Source organism: Streptomyces hamibioticus (genome assembly GCF_047946815.1).
Classification (GTDB): domain Bacteria; phylum Actinomycetota; class Actinomycetes; order Streptomycetales; family Streptomycetaceae; genus Streptomyces.
Window position 1 is genome coordinate 2963419 of the sequence record NZ_JBKKQY010000001.1, and the last position, 26711, is coordinate 2990129.

General features: G+C 73.8%; 25 protein-coding genes and 1 pseudogene. 6 read left to right on the forward strand and 20 right to left on the reverse strand.

Features of this window, described 5'->3' with window-relative positions:
- Positions 1-28 precede the first annotated feature (28 nt).
- From ACLGIH_RS13085 to ACLGIH_RS13105, 5 genes are all read right to left on the reverse strand, one after another.
- The gene (locus tag ACLGIH_RS13085) at positions 29-379 is read right to left on the reverse strand and encodes a cold-shock protein (protein WP_416525433.1); all 351 of its coding nucleotides are present in this window, start codon (positions 377-379) and stop codon (positions 29-31) included.
- Between the two features lie 80 nt (positions 380-459).
- A complete protein-coding gene (gene groL, locus ACLGIH_RS13090; RefSeq protein ID WP_416525434.1) occupies positions 460-2085 on the reverse strand; it encodes a chaperonin GroEL in 1626 nt (541 codons plus the stop codon).
- A 116-nt stretch (positions 2086-2201) separates the two neighbouring features.
- A complete protein-coding gene (groES, locus tag ACLGIH_RS13095) occupies positions 2202-2510 on the reverse strand; it encodes a co-chaperone GroES (RefSeq protein ID WP_416525435.1) in 309 nt (102 codons plus the stop codon).
- Positions 2511-2769: 259 nt separating this feature from the next.
- Complete coding sequence (locus tag ACLGIH_RS13100) at positions 2770-3468, reverse strand: polysaccharide deacetylase family protein (RefSeq protein ID WP_416525436.1); 699 nt, start codon at positions 3466-3468, stop codon at positions 2770-2772.
- Positions 3465-4397, reverse strand: a complete 933-nt coding sequence (locus ACLGIH_RS13105; protein WP_416525437.1) for a polysaccharide deacetylase family protein — start codon at positions 4395-4397, stop codon at positions 3465-3467. The genes ACLGIH_RS13100 and ACLGIH_RS13105 overlap by 4 nt, the downstream gene beginning before the upstream one ends.
- 90 nt (positions 4398-4487) lie before the next feature.
- On the opposite strand from ACLGIH_RS13105, the gene ACLGIH_RS13110 reads away from it, so the two are divergent.
- Complete coding sequence (locus tag ACLGIH_RS13110) at positions 4488-5654, forward strand: class I SAM-dependent methyltransferase (protein WP_416525438.1); 1167 nt, start codon at positions 4488-4490, stop codon at positions 5652-5654.
- Between the two features lie 7 nt (positions 5655-5661).
- On the opposite strand, the gene ACLGIH_RS13115 is transcribed toward ACLGIH_RS13110, so the two are convergent.
- Positions 5662-6663 carry an LCP family protein gene (locus ACLGIH_RS13115; protein ID WP_416525439.1) on the reverse strand — a complete coding sequence of 334 codons (1002 nt, stop codon included), beginning with the start codon at positions 6661-6663 and terminating at the stop codon, positions 5662-5664.
- Positions 6664-6891: 228 nt separating this feature from the next.
- Positions 6892-7944: a LacI family DNA-binding transcriptional regulator gene (locus tag ACLGIH_RS13120; protein ID WP_416525440.1), complete on the reverse strand. Its 1053-nt coding sequence runs from the start codon at positions 7942-7944 to the stop codon at positions 6892-6894.
- A 147-nt stretch (positions 7945-8091) separates the two neighbouring features.
- Here ACLGIH_RS13120 and ACLGIH_RS13125 point away from each other — a divergent pair, with 147 nt between their 5' ends.
- Entirely contained in the window at positions 8092-10401 is a 2310-nt protein-coding gene (locus ACLGIH_RS13125) for a beta-xylosidase/alpha-l-arabinosidase (protein WP_416525441.1), read from the forward strand.
- 21 nt (positions 10402-10422) lie between these two features.
- Here ACLGIH_RS13125 and ACLGIH_RS13130 read toward each other — a convergent pair whose 3' ends face one another.
- From ACLGIH_RS13130 to tsaB, 4 genes are read right to left on the reverse strand one after another with little or no spacing between them, the layout of a single operon-like run.
- Complete coding sequence (locus tag ACLGIH_RS13130) at positions 10423-10728, reverse strand: hypothetical protein (protein ID WP_416525442.1); 306 nt, start codon at positions 10726-10728, stop codon at positions 10423-10425.
- Positions 10725-11819, reverse strand: a complete 1095-nt coding sequence (gene tsaD / locus ACLGIH_RS13135) for a tRNA (adenosine(37)-N6)-threonylcarbamoyltransferase complex transferase subunit TsaD (protein ID WP_416525443.1) — start codon at positions 11817-11819, stop codon at positions 10725-10727. The genes ACLGIH_RS13130 and tsaD overlap by 4 nt, the downstream gene beginning before the upstream one ends.
- The gene (gene rimI, locus ACLGIH_RS13140) at positions 11812-12321 is read right to left on the reverse strand and encodes a ribosomal protein S18-alanine N-acetyltransferase (RefSeq protein ID WP_416529368.1); all 510 of its coding nucleotides are present in this window, start codon (positions 12319-12321) and stop codon (positions 11812-11814) included. Before rimI ends, tsaD begins: the two co-directional genes overlap by 8 nt.
- Before the next feature lie 29 nt (positions 12322-12350).
- Positions 12351-13004 carry a tRNA (adenosine(37)-N6)-threonylcarbamoyltransferase complex dimerization subunit type 1 TsaB gene (gene tsaB, locus ACLGIH_RS13145; RefSeq protein ID WP_416525444.1) on the reverse strand — a complete coding sequence of 218 codons (654 nt, stop codon included), beginning with the start codon at positions 13002-13004 and terminating at the stop codon, positions 12351-12353.
- A gap of 148 nt (positions 13005-13152) precedes the next feature.
- On the opposite strand from tsaB, the gene ACLGIH_RS13150 reads away from it, so the two are divergent.
- Positions 13153-13707, forward strand: coding sequence for a hypothetical protein (locus ACLGIH_RS13150; RefSeq protein WP_416525445.1), 555 nt, complete (start codon positions 13153-13155; stop codon positions 13705-13707).
- A 97-nt stretch (positions 13708-13804) separates the two neighbouring features.
- Here the strand turns inward: ACLGIH_RS13150 and ACLGIH_RS13155 are convergent, their stop codons facing one another.
- The 5 genes and pseudogenes from ACLGIH_RS13155 to ACLGIH_RS13175 all read right to left on the reverse strand — a co-directional run bounded on the left by ACLGIH_RS13155 (position 13805) and on the right by ACLGIH_RS13175 (position 19428).
- Positions 13805-13975, reverse strand: a complete 171-nt coding sequence (locus ACLGIH_RS13155) for a hypothetical protein (RefSeq protein ID WP_416525446.1) — start codon at positions 13973-13975, stop codon at positions 13805-13807.
- A 288-nt stretch (positions 13976-14263) separates the two neighbouring features.
- A complete protein-coding gene (gene tsaE / locus ACLGIH_RS13160; protein ID WP_416525447.1) occupies positions 14264-14785 on the reverse strand; it encodes a tRNA (adenosine(37)-N6)-threonylcarbamoyltransferase complex ATPase subunit type 1 TsaE in 522 nt (173 codons plus the stop codon).
- Positions 14754-16077: pseudogene (locus ACLGIH_RS13165) on the reverse strand (alpha/beta fold hydrolase); the annotation flags it as partial. The gene tsaE and the pseudogene ACLGIH_RS13165, both read right to left, overlap by 32 nt.
- A 102-nt stretch (positions 16078-16179) precedes the next feature.
- Complete coding sequence (gene alr, locus ACLGIH_RS13170) at positions 16180-17346, reverse strand: alanine racemase (protein WP_416525448.1); 1167 nt, start codon at positions 17344-17346, stop codon at positions 16180-16182.
- A gap of 621 nt (positions 17347-17967) precedes the next feature.
- Complete coding sequence (locus tag ACLGIH_RS13175) at positions 17968-19428, reverse strand: NAD(P)H-hydrate dehydratase (protein ID WP_416525449.1); 1461 nt, start codon at positions 19426-19428, stop codon at positions 17968-17970.
- A gap of 142 nt (positions 19429-19570) precedes the next feature.
- On the opposite strand from ACLGIH_RS13175, the gene ACLGIH_RS13180 reads away from it, so the two are divergent.
- Entirely contained in the window at positions 19571-20752 is a 1182-nt protein-coding gene (locus ACLGIH_RS13180; protein WP_416525450.1) for a hypothetical protein, read from the forward strand.
- Here ACLGIH_RS13180 and ACLGIH_RS13185 read toward each other — a convergent pair.
- The 4 genes from ACLGIH_RS13185 to ACLGIH_RS13200 form a co-directional block, all read right to left on the reverse strand.
- Entirely contained in the window at positions 20737-21423 is a 687-nt protein-coding gene (locus tag ACLGIH_RS13185; protein ID WP_416525451.1) for a formylglycine-generating enzyme family protein, read from the reverse strand. The genes ACLGIH_RS13180 and ACLGIH_RS13185 overlap by 16 nt on opposite strands.
- Complete coding sequence (locus ACLGIH_RS13190) at positions 21420-21791, reverse strand: holo-ACP synthase (RefSeq protein ID WP_416525452.1); 372 nt, start codon at positions 21789-21791, stop codon at positions 21420-21422. Before ACLGIH_RS13190 ends, ACLGIH_RS13185 begins: the two co-directional genes overlap by 4 nt.
- 32 nt (positions 21792-21823) lie before the next feature.
- Positions 21824-23671 (reverse strand): glutamine--fructose-6-phosphate transaminase (isomerizing), encoded by a 1848-nt coding sequence (glmS, locus tag ACLGIH_RS13195; RefSeq protein WP_416525453.1) that lies wholly within the window; start codon positions 23669-23671, stop codon positions 21824-21826.
- 100 nt (positions 23672-23771) lie between these two features.
- Positions 23772-24551, reverse strand: a complete 780-nt coding sequence (locus ACLGIH_RS13200; RefSeq protein ID WP_416525454.1) for a hypothetical protein — start codon at positions 24549-24551, stop codon at positions 23772-23774.
- A 219-nt stretch (positions 24552-24770) separates the two neighbouring features.
- Between ACLGIH_RS13200 and coaA the strand changes: the two genes are divergently transcribed.
- Together coaA and ACLGIH_RS13210 are read left to right on the forward strand one after the other, a co-directional pair.
- On the forward strand, positions 24771-25739 hold the full coding sequence (gene coaA / locus ACLGIH_RS13205) for a type I pantothenate kinase (RefSeq protein WP_416525455.1): 969 nt from the start codon (positions 24771-24773) through the stop codon (positions 25737-25739).
- Positions 25740-25759: 20 nt separating this feature from the next.
- Positions 25760-26701: a DUF389 domain-containing protein gene (locus ACLGIH_RS13210; protein ID WP_416525456.1), complete on the forward strand. Its 942-nt coding sequence runs from the start codon at positions 25760-25762 to the stop codon at positions 26699-26701.
- Positions 26702-26711: the final 10 nt, after the last annotated feature.

Below are 26711 nucleotides of genomic sequence, written 5' to 3' on the forward strand. Positions count from 1 at the left end.
CCGGGCGTGCTTCCGCGGCCTGGCGGGCTCAGGGATCGAAGGTGATGTCCAGGGCCGAGGAGTAGCCCGGCCCGGTCTCCTCGTGGGTCCGTCGGTGCGGGCCGGCGGGACCGCCGCTCCGCGGCCGGACCCGGACGGCGCGCCGGCGGAACCCGTCCTGCTCGGTCTCCTCGGCCGAGAAGGTGACGCCCGAGAAGGTGACGCACTGGCCGGCGGTCAGCTCGCGGAAGCCGTCGGCCAGGATCACCGAGAAGTGCGCCCAGACCCTGTCCGGGAGGGCGTCCGAGACGAGTACGCCCCAGCCCTCTTCGCCGTGCCACTCCAGCACCCGGCCGGTGATCCCGTCGCCGGACGGGGTCCCGGACGGGGTCCCGGACATCGGCCTCCTCCTTGCGGTACGGGCGAAGGCCCGGCACCCCGTGAGGGTGCCGGGCCTTCGTGGAACCACGAGCGGTGCGCTCAGTGGGCGTGGCCGTGGCCGTGGCCCGCGGCGGCCGGCTCTTCCTCTTCCTTCTTCTCGACGACCAGGGTCTCGGTCGTCAGGAGCAGGGAGGCGATGGAGGCGGCGTTCTCCAGGGCGGAGCGGGTGACCTTCACCGGGTCGATGACGCCGGCCTTGACCAGGTCGCCGTACTCGCCGGTGGCGGCGTTGTAGCCGCTGCCCTTCTCCAGCTCCCTGACCTTGGAGACGATGACGTAGCCCTCCAGGCCCGCGTTCTCCGCGATCCAGCGCAGCGGCTCGACGACGGCCTTGCGGACGACCGCGACACCGGTGGCCTCGTCGCCGGTCTTGGAGAGGTTGCCCTCCAGGACCTTGGAGGCGTGCACCAGGGCGGAGCCACCACCGGAGACGATGCCCTCCTCGACCGCGGCGCGGGTCGCGGAGATGGCGTCCTCCAGACGGTGCTTGCGCTCCTTCAGCTCCACCTCGGTGGCGGCGCCGACCTTGATCACGCACACGCCGCCGGCCAGCTTGGCGAGGCGCTCCTGGAGCTTCTCGCGGTCCCAGTCGGAGTCCGTGGCCTCGATCTCGGCCTTGATCTGGGAGACGCGGCCCTCCACGTCCTCCTTCTTGCCGGCACCGTCGACGACGGTGGTGTCGTCCTTGGTGACGGTGACCCGGCGGGCGGAGCCGAGGACCTCGAGACCGACCTGGTCGAGCTTGAGGCCGACCTCCTCGGAGATGACCGTGGCGCCGGTCAGGACGGCCATGTCCTGCAGCATCGCCTTGCGGCGGTCGCCGAAGCCCGGGGCCTTGACGGCGACGGCGTTGAAGGTGCCGCGGATCTTGTTCACCACGAGGGTCGACAGGGCCTCGCCCTCGACGTCCTCGGCGATGATCAGCAGCGGCTTGGAGGAGTTGGCCTGGATGACCTTCTCCAGCAGCGGCAGCAGGTCCGCGATGGAGGAGATCTTGCCCTGGTTGATCAGGATGTACGGGTCGTCGAGGACGGCCTCCATGCGCTCCTGGTCCGTCACGAAGTACGGCGACAGGTAGCCCTTGTCGAAGGCCATGCCCTCGGTGAAGTCCAGCTCCAGGCCGAAGGTGTTGGACTCCTCGACGGTGATCACACCGTCCTTGCCGACCTTGTCCATCGCCTCGGCGATCAGCTCGCCGACCTGCTGGTCCTGGGCGGACAGCGCGGCGACGGCGGCGATGTCGGACTTCTCGTCGATCGGGCGGGCGGTGGCGAGGAGGTCCTCGGAGACGGCGGCGACGGCCGCGTCGATGCCCTTCTTCAGCAGCGCCGGGGAGGCACCCGCGGCGACGTTCTTCAGGCCCTCGCGGACCAGCGCCTGGGCCAGCACGGTGGCGGTGGTGGTGCCGTCGCCCGCGATGTCGTTGGTCTTGGTCGCCACCTCCTTCACCAGCTGGGCGCCGAGGTTCTCGTACGGGTCCTCGATCTCGACCTCGCGGGCGATCGTGACACCGTCGTTGGTGATGGTCGGGGCGCCGAACTTCTTGTCGATGACGACGTTGCGGCCCTTGGGGCCGATCGTCACCTTCACCGTGTCGGCGAGCTTGTTGACGCCGCGCTCGAGGGCGCGACGGGCGTCCTCGTCGAACTTCAGGATCTTCGCCATGGGAGCGTGAGCCCTCTTCCGGAATCTGGGTTGAACGGCACTGCGCCCCGGGCGCCCGGCTTCTTATCGATTGCGGGGGCCAGGGGCGCAGCTCAAAGCAGGGTGCTTCGGGTGAATTACTTCTCGACGATCGCGAGCACGTCGCGGGCCGAGAGGACGAGGTACTCCTCGTTGTTGTACTTCACCTCGGTGCCGCCGTACTTGCTGTAGAGCACGACGTCGCCGACGTTGACGTCGAGCGGAAGGCGGTTGCCGTCCTCGAAGCGGCCCGGGCCCACGGCCAGGACGACGCCCTCCTGGGGCTTCTCCTTGGCAGTGTCCGGAATGACCAGGCCCGAGGCCGTGGTCTGCTCGGCGTCGAGCGGCTGGACCACGATGCGGTCCTCGAGCGGCTTGATGGCAACCTTGGAGCTGGCGGTCGTCACGATCCGACCTCCCCCTTCGGAGATCTCACGGGGTTAACTGTCTGAGGTGGCGACCAGGTCGATCCGTCGTCGCGGGTGCCGGACCTGCCCGTCGCGTTGTTGGCACTCTCCTAGGGGGAGTGCCAGAGCCGAGACTATGACCGCGATTAGCACTCGGTCAAGCGGAGTGCCAATGACGGCGGCGCGTCGGCCGGGGTTCGCGGTGAATGTCCGCCCGCGCAGCACACCCCCGCGGCGAGTGCCGGAGGTGCGGGGCGGCCTACAGGTAGTCCTCCAGGCGGCCCACCCGCAGCCCCCTCTCCTCGATCTCCCGGAGCAGCTCCTGCGTGCGCTCCGGCGCCGTCACCGCCACGATGTCGCCGGGATGCAGGCGGCGCTCCCCACGGGAGTACGCGAAGTCGCCGTCGGCCGTCACCCGTGCCCGCCACAGGACGACCGCCGTGATGCCGCAGTCGGCGGCGGCGCGCAGGGTCGTCGTGTCGTAGGTGCCGTGGGGCGGGCGGAGCAGACGGGGGCGGACGCCGAAGCGGGACTTGAGCTTGCGCTGCTGGCCGCAGATCTCGGCGCGCTGGCCGGCGTAGGGCAGGCCGCGCAGGGAGCGGTGGTCGAGGGTGTGGTTCTGCAGGCTCGCTCCGACCGAGCGCAGCCGCGCCAGGTCGCCGTAGGCCGGTCCGGCGACGGTGTCCGTGAGGAAGAGGGTGACCGGGAGCCGCCGGGCCAGGACCAGGTCGGTGACGTGCGGGTGGCGTTCGGCGCCGTCGTCGTAGGTGAGGAAGACGACCTTGTCGCGGGTGCGGACGTGGTCCACGACGGGCGGGAGGTCCTGCGCCCGGCCGGCGGCCTGCGCCGCGTCCCCGGGCGCGTGGGCGGCGGGGCCGGCCGCCTGGGCGCAGCCTGCGAGCAGCAGGGCCGCCACGGCGGTGCCGGCCGCCCGGCGCCGGACCCGGCGCCGCCTCACAGGTAGTCCTCCAGGTGGGCCACCGCGTATCCCTCGGCGGTGACCTTGTCCAGGAAGCGGCGGACCATGTCGGGCATGGTGCCCTTCCAGTCGTCCCGGCCCCGGAAGTGGCTGAGCACGATGTCGCCGCGGCGGATCTTCCGGTCCCACTCGCGGTACTCCCAGCGGTCGACGAAGACCTCCTCGTTCCACAGCGGGACGTGCTTGATGCCGCAGCTCTTGGCGGCGCGCAGCGAGTCCGCGTTGTAGTTGCCGAAGGGCGGGCGGAAGACGGTGGGGCGCTTGCCGTAGTGCTCGCGGATGACCTTCTGCATGCCGCAGATCTCGCGCTTCTGCGCCGCGTACGACAGGCCGGGCAGGTAGGGGTGGCTGAGCGTGTGGTTGTTGAGGGTGACCCCGCGGGCCTGCATCTTCTTGAAGTAGCCGTAGTCGTCCTTCACCACGTAGTCGCTGAGGAAGGCGGTGTACGGGATCTTCAGCTCGCTCATCATCTTCAGGAACGCCGGGTCCTTCTCGGCGCCGTCGTCGATGGTGAGGAAGACGATCTTCTGCTTGGTGGGGATCGTGGTGAAGACCGGCGGAAGGCCCCGCTCGGCGTGGTCGTCGACCTCGAAGCCCTTGCGCGTGGTGATCTCCGGCTTCCTCCCGGGCGGCGGCGGGGCCGCCAGCGGCACCTTCTTCAGGCCCCAGCGCCTGGCGGCGGCGGCCCGGGCCGTGTACGCGGCCTTCAGCTTGGTGGCGTAGGCGTCCAGCGCGCGGGCCTGGGGCGCCTGGAGGGGCTGCTGACCGGAGGCGGGCCGCGACTCGGAGGCGTCCCCGGCACATCCCGCGGCAAGGGCGGCGGCGGCGAGCACGGCGAGACCGCCACGGACGCGTGCACCCGGAGTCCAGAACACCCGACTCTTGTCATTTTGTACGACTGCTCGCATGGGGCCGGATCCTCGCAGCCGACGGCCCGGGGACCGGCCCGACACCGCGGCGGGCGGCACACCGTCCACCGACTGGCCCACAATGACCCGGTGAACGACCTCGACGCCCTCCGCACCCCCGAAGGCCGCGCCCTCCTCGACGAGGTGCGCGGCACCGCTCCCGCCGAGGAGCTGGCCGTCGCCACCCGGCTGCGCCGCACCCACCCCGCCCACCTGGTGTCGGCGGCGCTCGGGCAGGCGCGGCTGCGGCAGCGGGCGGTGGCCAAGTTCGGCGCCGAGGACGCGGAGCGCATGTTCTTCACCCCGAACGGCGTCGAGCAGTCGACGCGGGCGAGCGTGGCGGCGTACCGGGCGGGGCGGCTGAGGGAGCTGGGGGTGGCCTCCGTCGCCGATCTGTGCTGCGGGATCGGCGGGGACGCCATCGCGCTGGCCCGGGCCGGCATCCGGGTGCTGGCGGTGGACCGGGACCCGGTGACGGCGGCGACGGCGCGCGCGAACGCCGAGGCGCTGGGGCTGGCCGGCCTCGTCGAGGTGCGGGAGTCGGACGTGACGGAGGTGGACACGGCGGGGTACGACGCCGTGTTCGCCGATCCGGCGCGGCGGGGCGGTCGCGGCCGGATCTTCGATCCGGAGGCGTACTCTCCGCCGCTGTCCTGGGCGGTGGCGGCGGCCCGTACGGCACCCCGGGCCGCCGCACTGAAGGTCGCGCCCGGCATCCCGCACGAGGCGGTGCCCGAGGACGCCGAGGCCGAGTGGATCTCGGACGGCGGCGACGTGAAGGAGGCGGTGCTGTGGTTCGGCACCGAGCCCGGGGCGGTGCGCGCGACGCTGCTGCCGGGACCGCGCACGCTGGTCTCCCGGGGCCTGCCCGATCCGGAGGTCCGCGCGCCCGGGCGCTACCTCTACGAGCCCGACGGCGCCGTCATCCGCGCCCATCTGGTCGCCGAGGTCGCCGAGTCGGTCGGCGGCGGGCTGCTCGACGCGACCATCGCCTATGTCACGGCGGACGCGCTGCGGCCGACGCCGTACGCCACGGCGTACGAGATCACCGACCATCTGCCCTTCAACGTCAAGCGGTTGAAGGCGCTGCTGCGGGAGCGCGGGGTCGGCACGCTGACCGTGAAGAAGCGGGGCTCGGCGGTCGAGCCGGAGGAGCTGCGGCGCAAGGTCAAACCGCAGGGGCCGAACGCGGCGACGGTGTTCCTGACGCGGGTGGCGGGCGCCCCGGCGATGCTGATCGGGCGGCCGGCGGCCTGACGGCCGGTCAGCGCAGGGACTCCCACAGCTCGCGCGCCTCCGGCTCGTCCGCGACCACCCGGTTGGGGTCGGACGGCGCCGGGACCACGGGCATCGTCACCGTGCGCACGTCGTCGGCCGACAGGTCCGCCAGGCTCCGGCCGAGGCTCGTCAGCTCGCCCAGCGAGTCCAGGCCGGTGTCGGTGGTGAGGCCGCCGGTGACGGCGTCGGCGACCCGGTAGAGCCTGGCCGGGTCGGTGAGCAGGTCGGTGCCGGAGACCTGCCCCACCAGGGCCTTGACCAGTTTCTGCTGGAGTTCTATGCGGGCCAGGTCGCTGCCGCCGGCCAGGCCGTAGCGGGTGCGGGCGAGGCCGAGGGCCTCGGTGCCGTCGAGGTGGTGGGTGCCCGCCTCCAGGTGCAGACGGCTCTTGTCGTCGTCGATGTCCTGTTCGGTGGTGACGGTGACCCCGCCGAGCGCGTCCACCAGCCTGGCGAAGCCGGCGAAGTCGACCTCGATGTAGTGATCCATGCGGACGTTCGTCATCGACTCGACCGTCTTCACCGCGCACACCGGCCCGCCGAGCGCGTACGCGGAGTTGAACATCGCGCTGCGCGCCGCGCGGGTCCGCTCCCCGGACGGCAGCGGGCAGGACGGGCGGGCGACCAGTGTGTCGCGCGGGATGCTCACGACGGTGGCACTGGTACGGCCCGCGTCGATGTGGACGACCATCGCCGTGTCGGAGCGGGCGCCCTCGCTGTCGCCGCCGCCCAGCTTCCGGTTCTCCGCGCCGCCGCGCGAGTCCGAGCCGAGGACCAGGACGTTCAGCGCCTCGGTCGGCAGCGCCGAGGCGGACGGTGCGACCACCGGTTTCGCCGGGCGGTCGTCGCCGAGCGCGCCGTTGATGTCGACGCTCCTGATGTTCTCACTGAGGTGCCAGTAGGCCCAGCCCGCCGCCGCGATGCCCAGCAGCAGGGCACCCGCCAGGGTGAGGCCGGCGGCCTTCAGCACCCTCGCCCGCTGCCCGCCCATACGCCCGCCCCTGCTTCCGTCCTGCGGTGTCCCCGCCCGAGTACCCCCCACCGGAAGGAACATAAGTCCGAATTATTGCCGGGAGAGATCCCGGCCGCCTTTTCTGCGGAAATTCTCAGACTTCTCGGGACGAGGCGGGGCCGGACGGGCGTGGACCGGTGGCGGCCGCACCTCGGCCCTCCGAAAGTTTCGGGCAGCCCTCCGACCGGCTTCGGCGAGCCGGTGCGGCTAATCCGCCGCCGGCGCCGCCGTGCTGCTGCGCACCACCAGGCTGGTGGCCAGCTCCACCCGGGTCGCCGCCGCGGGGCCGTCCTCGCGGCCGAGGTCCAGGACCAGCCGGGCCGCCGCCTCGGCCATCTCCGTCAGCGGCTGCCGCACCGTCGTCAGCGGCGGCCCCACCCAGCGGGCCACCGGCAGGTCGTCGAACCCGACCACGCTCAGGTCCTCCGGGATCCGCAGCCCCAGCTCCCGCGCCGCCTCGTACAGCCCGAGCGCCTGGAGGTCGTTGCCGGCGAAGACCGCGGTCGGCCGGTCCGGGCGGCGCAGCAGCTCCAGGCCCTGGCGGTAGCCGGTCTCGTGATGGAAGTCGCCGGCCCGGACCAGGCCCGGGTCGACCGGCAGACCGGCCGTCTCCAGCGCGGCCCGGTAACCGTCGACGCGGGCGCGGCTGCACATCATCCGGGCCGGTCCGGTGAGGGCGCCGATCCGGGTGTGCCCCAGGTCGACCAGGTGCCGGGTGGCGGCCAGCCCGCCCTGCCAGTTGGTGGCACCGATGGACGGCACGTCCGTGCCGGGGTCGCCGGCCGGGTCCATCACCACGAACGGGATGGAGCGGCTGGTCAGCAGGGCGCGCTGGGAGTCGTCCAGGCCGGACAGCACGAGGATCACCCCGTGCGGACGGCGGGCGGCGACCTGGTCGGCCCAGGTCCGCCCCGGCGTCAGCCGCCCCGCACTCTCGGACAGCACGACGCTCAGGCCCGCGTCCCGCGCGACGTTCTCCACCCCCCGGATGACCTCCATCGCCCAGGCGCTCTCCAGCTCGTGGAAGACCAGGTCGAGCAGGGGCGAGCGGGTCGCCTCCGCCCGTCGGCGCCGGTAGCCGTGGGCCCGCAGCAGCTCCTCCACCCGGGCCCGGGTGGCCGGGGCGACGTCGGCCCGGCCGTTGAGCACCTTCGAAACAGTCGGTGCCGAGACACCGGCCTCGCGGGCGATCTCGGCGAGGGTCGCGGTCTGCGCGGACCGCCCTTGCGTCCGGGTTTCGGCGGGCTGGGGGGATGTCATGGCGGCGATCGTATCCCCGCCGCCCCTCTTGACGAAGCCCCTGGAGCGCCAATAGGTTCCCGGAACATTCGGATTCAACTTCGAAACATTCGAAGATTCCGTTCGTGAGCCGTTCGTGAGAGGGCAAGCCCACCCGACAGGAGTTCCATGACCACCGCGCCCTGGCGTGACCCCGCCCTGCCCGCCGCCGCCCGCGTCGACGACCTCCTGGCCCGCATGACCCCGCGGGAGAAGATCGCACAGCTGTACGGCGTGTGGGTGGGCGCCGCCACGGACGGCGACGGCGTCGCCCCGCTCCAGCACCGGATGACCGCCGACCACGACTGGGACGAACTGATCGCCCACGGTCTGGGCCAGCTCACCCGCCCCTTCGGCACCGCCCCCGTCGATCCGGCCGTCGGCGCCCGGGCCCTGGCCCGCGCCCAGCGCCGCATCACCGCCGCCGGCCGCTTCGGCATCCCGGCCCTCGCCCACGAGGAGTGCCTGGCCGGCTTCACCGCCTGGCGGGCCACCGCCTATCCGGTACCGCTGGCCTGGGGCGCCGCCTTCGACCCGGAGCTGGTCGAGGAGATGGCCCGGCGCATCGGCCACGACCTGCGCTCGGTCGGCGTGCACCAGGGGCTGGCGCCCGTCCTGGACGTCGTCCGCGACCCCCGCTGGGGCCGGGTGGAGGAGACCATCGGCGAGGACCCGTACCTGGTCGGCACCATCGGCGCCGCCTATGTGCGCGGGCTGGAGTCGGCCGGCATCGTCGCCACGCTCAAGCACTTCGCCGGGTACGCCGCCTCGGCCGGGGCCCGCAATCTGGCTCCCGTCCGGGCCGGTGTGCGGGAGTTCGCCGACATCACGCTGGCGCCGTTCGAGATGGCGCTGCGCGAGGGCGGCGCGCGCTCGGTGATGGCGGCGTACACGGAGACGGACGGCGTCCCCGCCTCGGCCGACCCGTCCCTGCTGACCGGGCTGCTGCGCGAGGAGTGGGGCTTCACCGGCACGGTGGTCGCCGACTACTTCGGCGTCGGCTTCCTGCAGAGCCTGCACCGCGTCGCCGGCACCCCCGCCGAGGCGGCGCACCGGGCGCTCGCGGCCGGCATCGACGTGGAACTGCCGACGCTCGACTGCTACGGGCAGCCGCTGGTGGACGCCGTCGCGGCGGGCGAGGTCCCCGAGGAGCTGGTGGAGCGGGCCGCCCGCCGGGTGCTGCTGCAGAAGTGCGAGCTGGGCCTGCTGGACGAGGACTGGGCCCCCGAGCCCCCCGGGGGCCCCGTCGACCTGGACTCCCCCGCCAACCGCGCCCTGGCCCGGCGTCTCGCCGAGGAGTCGGTCGTCCTCCTGGACAACCCCGACGGTGTGCTCCCGCTCGCCCCCGACACCCGGATCGCGGTCGTGGGCCCCCGGGCGGCCGACGCGCTCGCGATGCTCGGCTGCTACTCCTTCCCGGCCCATGTGCTGCCCCACCACCCCGAGGTGGCCACGGGCATCGAGATCCCCACCGTCCTGGAGGCGCTGCGCACCGAACTCCCCGACGCCAAGGTGTCGTTCGCACCGGGCTGCGGGGTCTCCGACCCGGACACCTCGGGGTTCGAGGAGGCGGTGGCCCGGGCGGCCGAGGCGGACGTGTGCGTGGCCGTCCTCGGCGACCGGGCGGGCCTGTTCGGGCGGGGCACCTCCGGCGAGGGCTGCGACGCGGCCGACCTCGGGCTGCCCGGCGCGCAGGGCGCGCTGCTGGACGCGCTGGTGGCGACGGGCGTCCCGGTCGTCCTGGTGCTGCTGACCGGCCGGCCGTACGCGCTCGGCCGCTGGCGGGACCGGCTGGGCGCCGCCGTCCAGGCGTTCTTCCCCGGGGAGGAGGGCGGCCCGGCGGTGGCGGGCGTGCTGTCCGGCCGCGTCAACCCCTCCGGGCGCCTGCCGGTGAGCATCCCCGACCTGCCCGGCGGCCAGCCGTGGACCTACCTCCAGCCCCCGCTGGGCCTGGCCGGCGAGGTCAGCAACCTGGACCCGACCCCGCTGTACGCCTTCGGGCACGGGCGCTCGTACACGTCGTTCGCGTGGGGGGACTTCACCGGCCCCGCGCCCGAGGTCGGCACGGACGGGACGTACGAGGTGGCGGTGACCGTCCGCAACACCGGCGACCGCGCGGGCGCCGAGGTGGTCCAGCTGTATCTGCACGACCCGGTGGCGAGCGTGACCCGCCCGGACGTCCGCCTGATCGGCTACCGGCGGCTGGAGCTGGCCCCCGGTGCGGGCGCCCGCGTCACCTTCCGCTGCCACGCCGACCTGGCGGCGTTCACCGACCGCACCGGCCGCCGGGTGGTCGAGCCCGGGGCCCTCGAACTGCGGCTGGCCGCGTCCAGCACGGACGTACGCCACACGGCCCACCTGACCCTGACCGGGCCGGAACGCGTCCTGGGCCCGGACCGGCGGCTGCGCTGCGCGACGGAGGTCGTCCCGGAAGCATGACGCCGGCGGGCCCCCGGCGGCCTACTCGGCGGGCTGACCGGCGGACTGCTCGCAGGGCTGCCCGGCGGCCTCCTCGGTGGCCACCGACTCGAACCGCCAGCGGTGCACCGCCCGGGTCACCAGGTCCGCGGGCGGCTCGGGCAGCTCGGGCAGGTCGGCGTCGTACTCCGCGTCCCACCAGGTGACTACCAGGACGCGGTCCTGCGGGGCGCGGAGGGTCTCCCGGCGCAGGGGCTCGCCGGCGAGTTCCCGCCCCCGCGCCCAGGCCAGCAGTTCGGCGCCCCGGCCGGGCACGGCCCGCGCCTCCCACATCAGCGCGACGGTCACGAGTACAGGTTCTCCTCGCCGACCTCGTGCACGTGGTCGTGGCCCGGGACGTGCGGGTCCGTCACCGGCAGCGACGAGTCCGCCGACAGGTCCCAGGACGACGCGGACCGGCCCCGGGCGACCATCTCGGCACCGAGCGCGGCCACCATCGCGCCGTTGTCCGTGCAGAGCTTGGGCCGCGGCACGCGCAGCCGGATGCCGGCCGCCTCGCAGCGCTCCTGGGCGAGCGCCCGCAGCCGCGAGTTGGCGGCGACGCCGCCGCCGATCATCAGGTGGTCGACGCCCTCGTCCTTGCAGGCCCGCACCGCCTTGCGGGTCAGCACGTCCACGACCGCCTCCTGGAAGGACGCCGCCACGTCGCGCACCGGCACCTCCTCCCCCGCCGCCCGCTTGGCCTCGATCCAGCGGGCCACGGCCGTCTTCAGCCCCGAGAAGGAGAAGTCGTACGCCGGGTCGCGCGGCCCCGTCAGCCCGCGCGGGAAGGCGATCGCGGCCGGATCGCCCTCGCGCGCGTAGCGGTCGATGACCGGTCCGCCGGGGAAGCCGAGGTTCAGCACCCGGGCGATCTTGTCGAAGGCCTCGCCGGCCGCGTCGTCGATGGTGGCGCCCATCGGGCGGACGTCGGAGGTGATGTCCGAGGAGAGCAGCAGCGAGGAGTGACCGCCGGAGACCAGCAGCGCCATCGTCGGCTCGGGCAGCCTGCCGTGCTCCAGCTGGTCGACGCAGATGTGCGAGGCGAGGTGGTTGACGCCGTAGAGCGGCTTGCCGAGCGCGTAGGCGTACGCCTTCGCCGCCGAGACGCCGACCAGCAGGGCGCCGGCCAGGCCGGGGCCGGCGGTGACGGCGATGCCGTCGAGGTCGCGGGCGCTGACCCCGGCCTCCTTCAGCGCGCGGTCGATGGTGGGGACCATCGCCTCCAGGTGGGCGCGGCTCGCGACCTCCGGGACGACGCCGCCGAAGCGGGCGTGCTCGTCCACGCTGGAGGCGACGGCGTCGGCCAGCAGGGTGGTGCCGCGGACGACGCCGACACCGGTCTCGTCGCAGGAGGTCTCGATCCCCAGCACGAGAGGCTCGTCGCGTGAGTCAGCCATTGGTCTCGGTTCCTCGTTCGGTTCCCGGTACGGAAGTGGAAGGGTCGGTCAGGCGCATCACCAGGGCGTCCACGTTCCCCGGCTGGTAGTAGCCGCGCCTGAAGCCGATGGGCTCGAAGCCGAAGCGCTCGTAGAGCTTCTGGGCGCGGACGTTGTCGACCCGGCACTCCAGCATCACTTCGGCGCACTCGAAGGCGGTCGCCGCCCGCAGCAGCTCGGTCAGCAGCCGGGAGCCGAGTCCGGTGCCCCAGTGGTCGCGGGCGACGGCGATGGTCTGCACGTCGCCCACCGCGGCGGAGCCGCCATCGGACGCAGCACCGGAGGCGACCAGACCGCCGTACCCGACGATCCGGCCGCCGTCCTCGGCGACCAGGTACCGGCGGGTGGCCCGCGGTCCGCGCGCGTGGGCCAGCTCGGACCAGAACATGCCGCGCGACCAGGCGTCCTCGGGGAACAGCTCCCGTTCCAGTTCGAGCACGGGGTCGATGTCCCACCAGCGCATCTCGCGCAGTACGGCAGTGTCTGACTCGGTCACTTGGGGGTGACCACCTTGTAGTTCTTCGGGACCTGGGCGTCGGGGCGGCGCAGGTACAGCGGCCGGGGCGCGGGCAGTTCCTCGCCGGCCGCGAGCCGCTCGGCGGCCAGCCGCGCCAGGGCGGCGGCGGACACGTGCTCGGGCTCGTGCGCCTTGGGGAAGGTGTCCGGGTACAGCAGCGCGCCGGCGCCGACCGCGGGCAGGCCCTCGACCTGCTCGGCGATGTCGGCGGGGCGGTCGACGGCCGGGTCGGTCAGGCGGGTGCGGGAGTCGGCGTACCGGGCCCAGTAGACCTCCTTGCGGCGGGCGTCGGTCGCCACGACGAAGGGGCCCTCCAGGTCGGCGGCGTACGCCAGGCCGTCCAGCGTGCACACGCCGTGCACGGGCACGCCGAGCGCGAGGCCGAAGGTGTCCGCGGTCATCAGGCCGACGCGCAGCCCGGTGTAGGGGCCGGGGCCGGTGCCGGCGACGATCGCGGTCACGGCGTCGAGCCGCAGGCCGGTCTCGGCGAGCATCCGGTCGATCGCCGGCAGCAGCAGCTCACCGTGCCGGCGCGCGTCCACCTGGCCGGCGGAGGCGATGACGTCCGTGCCGTCGTGCAGCGCGACGGTGACGGCGGGGGTGGCGGTATCCAGAGCGAGCAAGAGCACGCAAACAGCCTACGGCGCCCCGGGCCCGCCGTCGGACCCCGTGTCGGCCGCCCCGGCCGGGCGGTCACCTGCTGCTACCGTCGCCGGGAAGTGGTAGGAATGCCGCGAACCGCACGACGCACGACGTATGACACCGAGGTGGTCCCCAGTGGCAAGCAGCAGCTCCGGGTTCGTGGCCGGGCTCACCGCGGCGGCCCTGGTGACGGTCGGTGTCCTCGCCTACCGGGCCTCCGCGACGGTCCCGCCCAGCCTGGGCAAGCCGCAGGCGACCGCGTCCCCGGCGCCCGGCGCCTCGAAGGCACCGCGCGACAGACGGCACCCGACCGCCCTGCCCGCCGGGTCCGGAACGGGTGAACGGGTGGTGTACTCGGTGGACGACGACCGGGTGTGGCTGGTCGGCGCGGGCAACACGGTGCGGCGCACGTTCAAGGTCACCCCCAGCACGGTCGACCCGGCGCCGGGCACGTACGCGGTCACCTCCCGCTCCGGCAGGGTCACCGGGTCCGACGGCATCCCGGTCGAGCACGTCGTGCGCTTCGCCGACGTCGACGGCGTGGTGATCGGGTTCAGCGCGGCGGTGGACGGCTCGACGCCGCGGCTCGACCCGAGCGTCCGGACGGGCGGCATCCGCGAGTCACGGGCGGACGGCGAGGCGATGTGGAAGTTCGCGACGATCGGGCGGAAGGTCGTCGTGATCCGCTGACGCGGGGCAGGGCGGCGCCCCGGTGCGGCACACATGGCCGTGTCGGCGTGCGGGTCCGCCGCGCGGGCGCGGGCGACCGGCGCCCCGGCGCGGAGCGCTACGCGGCCTCGCGCCGCGCGTCCGGCGCCGCCTCCGGCCGCTGCGGCTCGGGAACGCGCGGGGGCGTGGACACCGCGGTCGCCGCGGCGCAGGCGGCGAGCAGGTCGTGCATGGACACCCCGGGCACCGGGTCCGGCCGCGTCTGGGCCTTGGGCTGGGAAACCGACATGGACGCCTCCTGGTGATCGGGGGCGGAGCTAGTTAGGCATACCTAACTACACGCTGAGTACCATAGGACCACGTCGACGGCACCGAAGGCAATATCTTGCCGACGGCCTGTCGGAATCCCGGCGCTCCCGGGGCGTCGCGTCCTGCCGCTCCTGCCGCTCCTGCCGCTCCTGCCGCTCCTGCCGCTCCTGCCGCTCCTGCCGCTCCCGGAGGATCCTGGCGCCCCGCCCTCCCGGAGGCTCCCGGCGCACCCGGAGGCTCCCGGCGCTCCCGGCGGGCGGGCCGTCGCTCAGGCCGTGAGTACGCCGAGGCCGACCCCGGCCCAACGCTCGCCGACGCCGGTCAGCGTCACGTGCCGCACCTCGTCCGTCGTGTCGCCGACGGCCCGGTGGATCACCAGCTGGAGCCGGTCCTCGGTCAGCTCCTCGAACCTGCCCTCGCCCCACTCCACGACGATCACCGACTCGGGCAGCGAGACGTCCAGGTCGAGGTCCTCCATCTCGTCCAGCCCGCCGGACAGCCGGTAGGCGTCGACGTGGACCAGCGGCGGGCCGTCCCCGAGGGAAGGGTGCACGCGGGCGATCACGAACGTCGGCGAGGTGACGGCGCCGCGCACGCCGAGGCCCTCGCCGAGCCCGCGGGTCAGCGTCGTCTTGCCCGCGCCCAGCTCCCCGGTGAGCATCACCAGGTCGCCGGCGCGCAGCAGTTCGGCGAGCCTGCGGCCCAGCTCGCGCATCTGGTCGGGAGAGGTGACGGTGATCTCGACGGGCGTGGGGCCAGCCGGGTCGTGCGGTGCTGCCGGTGCTTCCATAGCCATCAACGGTAGCCCCTGCGGGCACGGCCCACCCGCCTGCCGCCGCCTTCACCCGTCCGCCCTCACACGGCCGCGCTGCGTGCCTTCTCGTGGGCGCGGGCGAGCAGGTCGGCGAGGCGGTCGGTGACCACCTCGGGGTGCTCCAGCATCACCAGGTGCCCGGCGTCCGGGACCAGTACCAGTTCGGCGTCCGGCAGCAGGTCGGCGATGGCCTCGCTGTGCTCGCTCGGCGTGACCAGATCCTGCACCCCGGCCAGCACCAGCACGGGCAGGCCGGCGAAGCGGGCGAGGGCCTCGCTCTTGTCGTGGTCGTCGAAGGCGGGGTAGTACTCGGCGACCACGTCGATCGGCGTCGACTCGATCATCCGCTCGGCGAACCTGGCCACGGCCGGATCGACGTCCCGGGAGGCGAACGAGTAGCGCTTGATGATCCCGGCGAACAGGTCCGCCGTCGCCCGGCGCCCCTTCTCCACCAGCTCGGCCCGCTGCCCCAGCGCCTTCAGCACGCCCGGCAGGAACCGCCGCACCGCGTTGACGCCGGCCACCGGCAGTCCGAAGTTGACCTCGCCGAGCCCTCCCGAGGACGTGCCGACGAGGGCGACGCCGACGACCCGGTCGCGGACCAGCTCGGGGAACTGGTCGGCCAGCGCCATCACCGTCATGCCGCCCATGGAGTGCCCGACCAGCACGATCGGCCCCTCGGGCACGGCGTCGTCGATGACCGCCTTCAGGTCCCGGCCCAGCTGCTCGATGGTGACCGGCTGCTCGCCGCGCGCCTGCGCCGCCCCTCGCCCGGAGCGGCCGTGGCTGCGCTGGTCCCAGTGCACGGTGCGGACGACGTCGCGCAGCGCCGCGCGCTGGAAGTGCCAGGAGTCCTGGTTGAGGCAGTAGCCGTGGCTGAAGACGACGGTGACGGGGGCGGGGGCCTTGCGGCCGAAGAGGCGCCGGCGGCGCGGGGCCGGTCCGCCCTCCGGCTCGGCCTCGTCGACCTCGTAGTACAGCTCGGTGCCGTCGTCGGCGTACGCCCGGCCGGGCCTGCCGCGCAGGGCGCCGTAGGGGCCCGCGGCGTCCAGGGCGAGCCGGGCCCTCTGGCGCATCCCGCGGCCGACGGTGAGCCGTTCTATCGCGACGCCTGCCGCCGCGCCCGCCGCGACGACGCCTATGGCGACGCCCGCGATGCCGGTCGCCCGGCGCCAGCCGCCGGCGGCGACCTCGGTGGCGGCCTCCGCGGCGGAGGCGACGGCCGCCGCGGCGACGTCCGCGACGGCCTCCCCGCTGCTCTCGCTCACGTACCGCTCCCCTTCGCCGACCCCTGTCCGGGTGACCCCTCTTGTTGTTCCTGATTCACCGGAACGCGTGCATCATGCACATGAAGACGTCCCCCGTGTCGGTCACTCACCGACATAGACGCGCGGGACGCGGGTTCCGATGCGCGTGACGATCTCGTACCCGATGGTGCCGGCGGCCTGGGCCCAGTCCTCGGCGGTGGGCTCGCCGCGGTCGCCGGGTCCGAACAGGACGGCCTCGGCGCCCGGCGCGGGCTCGTCGCCGCCGAGGTCGACCACGAACTGGTCCATCGCGATCCGCCCGGCGACCGTACGCCACTTGCCCTCGACCAGGACGGGCGCGGTGCCGGAGGCGTGCCGTGGGACGCCGTCGGCGTAGCCGAGGGGGACGAGGCCGAGGGTGGTCTCACCGGGGGTGGTGTAGTGGTGCCCGTAGCTGACGCCGTGGCCGCCGGGGACGTGCTTGACCAGCGCGAGCGAGGCGGACAGCGTCATCACCGGGCGGAGCCCGAAGTCGGCGGAGGTGCCCAGCTCGGGGCTGGGCGAGAGGCCGTACATCGCGATGCCGGGGCGGACGAGGTCGTAGTGGGTCTCGGGGAGGGTGAGCGTGGCCGGGGAGTTGGCGATGTGCCGTACCTCGGGGCGCAGGCCCCGCTCCTCGGCGTACGCCGTCATCTCCCGGAAGCGGGTGAGCTGGGCGGCGATCGACGGGTGCCCGGGCTCGTCGGCGCAGGCGAAGTGGGACCACAGCCCGGTGACGTGGAGCAGCCCCTCGGCCTCGGCGCGCAGGGCCTCGCCGACCAGCCGGGACCAGTCCTCCCCCGGCTGGCAGCCGTTGCGCCCGAGCCCGGTGTCGGCCTTGAGCTGCACGCGCGCGGGACGCCCGGCGAGCCGCGCGGCCGCCGTGACCTCGTCCAGGGCCCACATCCCGCTGACGGAGACGTCGAGGCCGGCGTCGATCGCCTCCCGCCAGGGGCCGCCCGGCGTCCACAGCCAGCACAGGATCCGGACGTCGTCCGGCAGCCCGGCCCCGGCGCGCAGCGCGAGCGCCTCCTCCGGGGTGGCGGTGCCCAGCCAGGTCGCCCCCGCGGCGACGGCCGCACGGGCACACGGCACGGCCCCGTGCCCGTACCCGTCGGCCTTGACCACGGCCATCAGGGCCGCGCCGGGCGCCAGGACCCGCAGGGTCCGCACGTTGGCCCGCAGGGCGGCCAGATCGATCTCGACACGGGCCCGCAGAGCCGCGGTCCGCTGGACTGCTGTCTCACTCATGGTGGGCCCAGTGTCTCAGAGGGGCCGGACAGCACCATGGCCAGAGGCACGGGAAGGGGGCGGGAGGGCCGGTGGAGCGGCCGTTTCGCGCGCCTGTGGCCGGAGACACCGCGATTGTGCCGGGGCGCTGCTTGTGTGCCGGGGGCACTGCCTGTGTGCCGGGGCGCAGCCCATTTCGCCGCACTCCCCGAGCCGTCGCGCCGTCGGGCCCGCCTCCGGGCCGGGGCCGCCTACGCCGATCGGCGCGGACGGCGTCGGTGCGCAGACGCCGGCGGGAGCCGCGGCCGCTCGCCCGATCAAGGCATCGGCACGCAGGTCCGCAGTTCCCGGACCCGTTGCGGTGCCCCTTCGCCTGGGTCACGCCTCCGTGCCGACCGGGACCGGCCCGCGCGGCCCCGCACGCAGGCGGCCGCCCACGCCCAAGGCGACGAGCACGGGTGCGGGCGACCGGCGCAGTCCCGCGCGGGCGACCGGCGCAGTCCCGCGCGGGCGGCGGAAGCGGGGCCCGCCGCACACCAGCCCGCAACGCCCCGCCGCCGCGCACACTCGCTCCCAAGGCCCCGGCGCCCGCCGGCAGCCGGCAGCCGGCAGTGGGCAGCCGGCAGTCGGCCCAGCGCACCGTCAGCCCCGCGCGTCCCGCGCTCCCGCGGAGTCCCGCACATCCCGCCACGCGCGCGGAACCGCCCCCGCCACGTCATGCGCCCCCACCGGCGCCCCCTCAGCCGCGAAGCGGCCCGCGAGGCCGTGGAGGTAGGCGGCCGCGCTGCCCGCGTCGCGGGCGGACAGGCCCGCCGCCAGCAGGGAGCCGGCCAGGCCGGACAGCACGTCACCGCTCCCGGCCGTGGCCAGCCACGGCGTGCCGGTGGCGTTGGCCCGCACGGGGCCGCCGTCCGGGGCGGCGATCAGCGTGGTCGAGCCCTTGAGCAGGACCGTGGCGGAGTAGCGCGCGGCGAGTTCGCGGGCGGCGGACAGCCGTGCGCCCTCGACCTCCTCACGGCTCACGCCGAGCAGCGCGGCGGCCTCGCCGGCGTGCGGGGTCAGCAGGGTCGGTGCGGTGCGGGCCCGTACGGCCTCCCGGTCGGCGAGCCGCAGGCCGTCCGCGTCGATCAGCACCGGCACCTGTGCCGCGAGCACCTCGGCGACGGTGCCGGCGTCGTCCCCGGCGCCCGGCCCGACCACCCACGCCTGGACCCGCCCGGCGTGCTTCGGGCCCCGGTCGGACACGAGGGTCTCGGGGAAGCGGGAGATCACGGCGTCCCCGGCCGGACCGACGTACCGCACCGCCCCGGCCCCGCCGCGCAGCGCCCCCGACACCGCGAGGACGGCCGCGCCCGGATAGCGGGCGGACCCGGCGGCGATGCCCACCACTCCGCGCCGGTACTTGTCGCTCTCGGCCGCCGGCACCGGCAGCAGCCGGGCGACGTCCGCGTGCTGCAGCGCCTCCAGGACGGCGGCGTCGTCCGGCAGGGCCAGCCCGATGTCCACCAGCCGCACCGACCCGGCGTACTCCCGCGCCGGATCGATCAGCAGGCCCGGCTTGTGCGTCCCGAACGTCACCGTCAGGTCGGCCCGCAGCGCCGCCCCGTGCACCTCCCCCGTGTCCGCGTCGACGCCGCTCGGCAGGTCGACGGCGACGACGGCGGCGCCGGACCGCTCGGCGGCCCCGGCCAGCGACTCGGCCTCCGGCCGCAGGCCGCCCTTGCCGCCGATCCCGACGATGCCGTCGACCACGAGGTCGGCCCGTCCGATCAGGTCCTCGGCGGCGCCCCGGGCCGCGACGGTCCCGCCGGCCCGGCGCAGCGCGGCGAGCCCGCCGGCGTGCGCGCGCTCCGGCGCGAGCGGCACCGCCGTCACCCCGGCCCCGCGCCGGGCGAGGCGGGCCCCGGCGTACAGGGCGTCGCCGCCGTTGTCGCCACTGCCGACCAGCAGCACGACCCGGCGGCCGTACACCCGGCCGAGCAGGTCCGCGCAGGCGGCGGCGAGCCCGGCCGCCGCGCGTTGCATCAACGCCCCCTCGGGCAGCCGTGCCATCAGCTCCCGCTCGGCCGTCCTGACCGTCTCCACGCTGTACGCAGTACGCATGCCGCAGAGTCTTCCCCGTCCCCGGGAAACGCGTCCAACTCCGTCCCAAGCCTTGACGCTTCGCCACCCCGTTGCCACACTCACCGGCCCCCACGGATGAATCGATTCAGTCGAATCGGTTCGATGAGAGGACGGACCCCCCATGGCACGCAGAGCCGCACTCCTCACCGCTGTCGGCGCCACAGCCCTCCTCACCACGGCGGCAACCCTGACCGCCCCCGCCACCGCGACCACCCAAGCCTCCACCGCCCTCGCCCCCGCCCGCACGCTCGCCGCCTGCGGTGAGGGCTCCTACCAGGCCGAGGCCGTCCGCAGCGGCAGCACCTGGACGTCCCGCCGCGGCGGCACCGTCGTGTACACCGGCGGTGACATGCGCGCGGCCGTCCAGGCGGCGGTGAACAGCCTGTCGTCCGGCCGCACGAGCAAGGAGCGGGTCGTGGTCCGCGGCTCGGGCACCGTCTCCGCCGGCTCCCGCATCTCCCTGCCCAGCTACACCGTCCTCGACGTCTGCGGCACGATCGACGTCACCGGCAGTGGCTCCGGCGACCAGGCGCCGGTCTACTCCCGCGGCACCCGGGACGTGGAGATCCAGCACCTGAACGTCACCGGCAGGCCCCTCTACGGCATCTTCCTGCGCAACGTCGAGAACGTGACCCTGGGTCAGATCGACATGCGCCTCTCCTCCGGCCTCGGCGTCCGCATCGACAACCGCGGCGACACCAGCCGGTGGACGCGCAACATCCGCATCGACGACGTGTACGTCTCCGGCTCCTCCACCCACGCCGTGGAGACGTACGGCGTGGACGGCCTCGCCGTCGGCACGGTCACCGTCCGCGACGTGGGCGGATCGGGGCTGCTGCTCAACCAGACGATCAACGCGACGGTCGCGCGGGTCGACGCGGAGAACGCCGGCACGGGCACCGGCTACGCGGCCTTCCGCATGGCCAACCGCAACGGCCGGATCGGCAGTGGATACCCCGTCAACATCCGGGTCGGCGAGGTGATCGCGCGCGGCGGCGGCCGCGGGGTGTTCTGCGTCTCGGAGAGCGGCGGGGCGGTGATCGACCGGGTGACGCTCTCGCGCACCGGCAACAACGCGGTCCTCATCGAGAACTGTTCCAACGTCACCCTCGCCGCGCAGAGCGGCACCGTCACCGGCGGCGGCGAGATCCGGCTGGCGGCGCGCTCGGAGTTCCCGAACAACCGGGACATCACCATCCAGAACCTCACGGTGACGGACACCTCGATCCGGGAGAGCCCGTGCGGTGAGAACACGACGTTCCGCAACAACCGGCTGGTGAACAGCAGTCAGTCGATCTGCTGAGGCGCCGTCACCGCCGCGGACCTCGCCAGGCGGAACCCCACGTCGTCGAGGGCGAGGGCCGGGTGACTGCGACGGCGCACGGAGGCCCGGCAGCTCCAGTGCTCGTCGAACCAGCCGCCGCCGCGCAGCACCCGGTAGGTGCCGTAGACCTCGGGGTCGTAGAGGTCCCAGCACCACTCCCAGACGTTGCCGAGCATGTCGTACAGGCCCCAGGGGTTGGGCCGCCGGCCGCCCGCCTCGCGCACGCGTCCGCCGGAGTTCCCCCGGTACCAGGCGATCTCCTCCAGCGGGCCGTACCGCGGCCCGGAGGTCCCGGCCCGGCAGGCGTACTCCCACTCGGCCTCGGTCGGCAGCCGGTACCCGTCGGCGGAGGCGTCCCACGTGGCGCCTCCGCCGTCGGCGTCCACCCGGTAGGCGGGCCGCAGGCCCTCGCGCGCGGACAGGGCGTTGCAGAAGCGGACCGCGTCCGTCCAGGAGACGTCCTCGGCGGGCCGCCGGTCCTCCTGGGCGACGCCGGGCTGCCGCCCGGTGACCTGCGCGTACAGCCCCCGCGTGACCGGGACCGATCCGATCCGGTACGGCGGGAGGCCGACCGTCCAGCTCCGTTGCGTCCGCCGGTCGGACAGCGTCACGTGCCCCGCCGGGACGGCGACCATCGGTATGTCCGTCATCCCTCCGCGATCACCACCGCCGAGGCCACGCCCGCGTCATGGCTCAGCGACACGTGCCAGGACGTCACTCCCAGCTCCGCAGCCCGCGCCGCCACCGTCCCCGTCACCCGCAGCCGCGGCTGCCCGCTGTCCTCGACGTACACCTCGGCGTCCGTCCAGTGCAGCCCCGCCGGCGCGCCCAGCGCCTTGGCCAGCGCCTCCTTGGCGGCGAAGCGGACGGCGAGCGAGGCGACGCCCCGGCGCTCACCGCTGGGCAGCAGCAACTCGCTCTCCAGGAACAGCCGTCCGGCCAGCCCGGGCGTCCGCTTCAGCGAGGCCGCGAAACGGTCGATCTCGGCCACGTCGATCCCGACGCCGATGATGCTCATGCCGAGCACCCTAGCGATCGGCCGTCGGCGCCCTACTCCACGGTCACCGACTTCGCCAGGTTCCGCGGCTGGTCCACCTCGTTGCCCCGGGCCGTCGCCAGCTCGCAGGCGAAGACCTGGAGCGGCACGGTCGCGACCAGCGGCTGGAGCAGGGTCGGGGTGACCGGGATGCGGATGAGGTGGTCGGCGTAGGGGACGACCGCCTCGTCGCCCTCCTCGGCGATGACGATGGTGCGGGCGCCGCGGGCGCGGATCTCCTGGATGTTGGAGACGATCTTGTCGTGCAGCACGGAACGGCCGCGCGGGGACGGGACGACCACCACCACCGGCACGTCCTCCTCGATCAGCGCGATCGGGCCGTGCTTCAGCTCGCCCGCCGCGAACCCCTCGGCGTGCATGTAGGCCAGTTCCTTGAGCTTGAGGGCGCCCTCCAGGGCCACCGGATGGCCGACGTGCCGCCCCAGGAACAGCACCGTGTTCTTGGTGGCCAGCGAGCGCGCCAGCTCCCGCACCGGCTCCATGGTCCCCAGGACCTGCTCCACCGCTCCGGTGATCTGCGACAGGTCGCGGATCACCGCCCGGATCTCGTCGCCCCACTTGGTCCCGCGCACCTGGCCCAGGTAGAGGGCGACCAGGTAGCAGGCCACCAGCTGGGTCAGAAACGCCTTCGTCGAGGCGACGGCGATCTCCGGCCCGGCGTGCGTGTAGAGGACCGCGTCCGACTCGCGGGGGATGGTCGAGCCGTTGGTGTTGCAGATGGCCAGGACCTTCGCACCCTGCTCGCGGGCGTGCCGCAGGGCCATCAGCGTGTCCATCGTCTCGCCCGACTGGGAGATGGCGATCACCAGCGTCTGCTGGTCCAGGATCGGGTCGCGGTAGCGGAACTCGCTGGCCAGCTCCACCTCGCACGGGGTGCGCGTCCAGTGCTCGATGGCGTACTTCGCGATCAGCCCGGCGTGGAAGGCCGTACCGCACGCGACGATGACGACCTTGTCCAGCTCGCGCAGCTCGGGGGCGGAGATCCGCACCTCGTCCAGGCTCAGCGAGCCGGCGGCGTCGATGCGGCCCAGCAGGGTGTCGGCGACCGCCTTGGGCTGCTCGGCGATCTCCTTGAGCATGAAGTAGTCGTAGCCGCCCTTCTCGGCGGCCGAGGCGTCCCAGTCGACGTGGTAGGAGCGCACGTCCGCCGGGCTGCCGTCGAAGCCGGTCACCGTCACACCGTCCCGGCGCAGCTCGACCACCTGGTCCTGGCCCAGCTCGATGGCGTCGCGGGTGTGCGCGATGAACGCCGCCACGTCCGAGGCGAGGAAGGCCTCGCCCTCCCCCACGCCCACCACGAGCGGGGAGTTGCGCCGGGCGCCCACCACCACGCCCGGTTCGTCGGCGTGCACCGCCACCAGGGTGAACGCGCCCTCCAGGCGCCGGCACACCAGCCGCATCGCCTCCGCCAGGTCGGCGCAGGAGGAGAACTGCTCGGCGAGGAGGTGGGCGACGACCTCGGTGTCGGTCTCGGACGCCAGCTCGTGCCCGCGCTCGGCCAGCTCGGCACGGAGCGCGGCGAAGTTCTCGATGATGCCGTTGTGGACCACCGCGACCCGGCCCGCGTTGTCCAGGTGCGGGTGGGCGTTGGCGTCGGTGGGGCCGCCGTGCGTGGCCCAGCGGGTGTGGCCGATGCCGGTGGTGCCGGCGGGCAGCGGGCGTTCGGACAGCTCCTTCTCCAGGTTGACGAGCTTGCCGGCGCGTTTGGCGGGGGCGAGCCCGCCGTCGGCGAGCACGGCGACGCCCGCCGAGTCGTATCCCCGGTACTCCAGCCGCTTCAGCCCGGCCATCACGACATCGAGCGCCGACTGCGACCCCACGTAACCCACGATTCCGCACATGACCGGCAGCCTACGGTCAGGTTCGGTCACGAACACGCCATCACGTGCCCGAAATCGGAAATTCCCACCGGGGTACGAACGCCCCGGTGGGACCGCTGGATCACTTCAGCTTGCCGACCTGGGCGTCGACGATCTCGGTGGGGAACTCGAAGTCCTGACCGCTCGCCATGGAGGCGAGGTTGACGGCGCTGAAGGAGGCGAGGGTGGCGCCCTTGCGGACCACCACGACCTTCATCGGCGGCGTGACGCCCTCCCCGATGTTCACGGTCATGGTCAGGGCGACGGCCCCGTCACCGCCGGCGGGGGCCTCGGTCCCGGTCACCTCGGTGTACTCGGCCTTCTCGCCGCCGACGGTGGCGGTGAAGCCCTTGGCGCACTTGCGGGCCGCCTCCTCGACGTCCTTCAGGGCCTGCTCGGCGCCGCCGTCCTCGTAGGAGGCCAGGGTCACCAGCACCTTCGGCACGTCGAGGGCGGCCATCGCGGCCTTCTCGGGCGGAGTGTCGGCGGACGGCTTCTGCGGCTCACCGGTCCAGCTGCGCTTGACCGTGGCGGCGGGCGTGCCGCCGGGGACGCCGGCCTGGGCGTGGGCCAGCGGCAGGCAGGCCTCGCCGTCCGCCTTCACCTGCTCCTTGGTGACGTCGTCCCCGGCGGGTACCTCCGTGACGACCTTGCCGCTCTTGACGTCCGCCTGGGTGAGGGCGGCCTTCTCCAGCTCGCCGGCGGTCAGCGCCTTGGCCGCCGCGGTGGCGCTGCCTGCCTCGGCCTTGTCACCGCCCGCCTTGTCGCCGTTGTCCGAGGAGCCGCCGCAGGCGGTGGACAGGAGGGCCAGGGCGGCGGCAGCGGCAGCGAGGGCGGTGCGGCGGACGGCGATGCTTCTCACGTCAGGGACTCTTTCTTCCAGGTCGCGGAGGTTCCGCGCATGTGTGCGCGCACTGTATGCGCAGCGGGCACGCAGATGATCACCAGGCGGCGACCTGGTATCCGACCGTGACACCGACGTGATCATGGCGTCCGGTGGCCCGGTCCGGGGTGACCCAGCCCACCTGCCGAGGAGTTCGAACTCCGTTAACAATGGACTGTGATATCTCCGGCCTCCTCGATGCCCCGGAGCGTCCACCGGCACCGGCCGGAGGCGACTCCCTACGTCGACCTCACCCGCCCCGAGTGGAGCGCCCTGCGCGACAAGACGCCGCTCCCGCTCAGCGCCGAGGAGGTCGAGAAGCTGCGCGGCCTCGGCGACGTCATCGACCTCGACGAGGTGCGGGACATCTACCTGCCGCTGTCCCGGCTGCTCAACCTCTACGTCGGTGCCACCGACGGACTGCGCAGCGCGCTGAACACCTTCCTCGGCGAGCAGGGCTCCCAGTCGGGCACCCCGTTCGTCATAGGCGTCGCCGGCTCGGTCGCGGTCGGCAAGTCCACCGTCGCCCGCCTGCTCCAGGCGCTGCTGTCGCGCTGGCCCGAGCACCCGCGGGTCGAACTGGTCACGACCGACGGCTTCCTGCTGCCCACCCGGGAGCTCCAGGCGCGCGGCCTGATGTCGCGGAAGGGCTTCCCCGAGTCGTACGACCGCCGGGCCCTGACCCGTTTCGTCGCCGACATCAAGGCCGGCAAGGAGGAGGTGACGGCGCCCGTCTACTCCCACCTCATCTACGACATCGTCCCCGGCGAGAAGCTCGTCGTGCGCCGCCCCGACATCCTGATCGTCGAGGGCCTCAACGTCCTCCAGCCCGCGCTGCCCGGCAAGGATGGCCGCACCCGGGTGGGTCTGGCCGACTACTTCGACTTCAGCGTGTACGTCGACGCCCGCGCCGAGGACATCGAGCGCTGGTACCTGAGCCGCTTCAAGAAGCTGCGCGCCACCGCGTTCCAGAACCCGTCGTCCTACTTCCGCAAGTACACCCAGGTGTCGGAGGAGGAGGCGCTCGACTACGCCCGCACCACCTGGCGCACCATCAACAAGCCCAACCTCGTCGAGAACGTCGCCCCGACCCGGGGCCGCGCCACCCTGATCCTGCGCAAGGGACCCGACCACAAGGTGCAGCGGCTGAGCCTGCGCAAGCTGTGAAACGCTGTTGGATGGGCGCCATGCTGCACCTGCGCCTGATCACCCCGGCCGACCGGACCGACGCGGTGGTCCGCCTGATCGAGCGGGCGGTCGGCACCGCCCACCTCGTCGTCTTGCCGGGCGCCGCCCGCGATCCGGAGGGCGACGTGGTCACGGTCGACGTGGCCCGCGAGGCGGTCGACGGACTCGTCGACGCCCTGCGGGACTCGGGCCTGGCCGAGCGCGGGGTGATCACCGCGGAGAACATCGGGCTGACGCTGTCCGAGTACGCCGACCGGGCCGAGAAGGAGGCGCCGGGGGAAGCCGCGGACGCGGTGGTGTGGGAGCAGCTGGCGGAGGCGACGCAGGAGGAGTCGACGCTGTCGGTCACCTACGTCGCCTTCATCACCCTGGCCACGATGATCGCGGCCTGCGGTGTGGTGCTGGACAACGCGATCCTGATCGTGGGCGCGATGGCGGTGGGCCCGGAGTTCGGTCCGCTGGCCGGCATCTGCACGGCGCTGGTGCGGCGGGCACCGCGGCCGGCACTGCGCTCGCTGACCGCCCTGCTCGTGGGCTTCGCCGGCGCGATGCTGGTGACGGCGGGCTTCAGCCTCGTCATGGACGCGGCCGGCCTGTTCAGCGAGGCGCAGCTGGACGCCGACCGGCCCAACACCGGATTCATCTACGCGCCCGACCGGTTCTCGTTCGTCGTCGCCCTGCTGGCCGGCGCGGCGGGCATGCTCTCCCTGACCTCCGCCAAGTCCGGCGCCCTGGTCGGCGTCGCCATCTCGGTGACGACGGTCCCGGCCGCGGCGAACGCGGCCGTGGCCCTCGTCTACGCCGATGTCCACCAGGCCCGGCTGTCGACGGAACAGCTCCTGCTCAACCTGTTCGCGATCCTGCTCGCCGGCACGCTGACGCTCCTGGTCCAGAAGGCCCTGTGGGCGACCCGGCGCTCCCGCATGACGAAACGGCGCTAGGGAAGCGCCA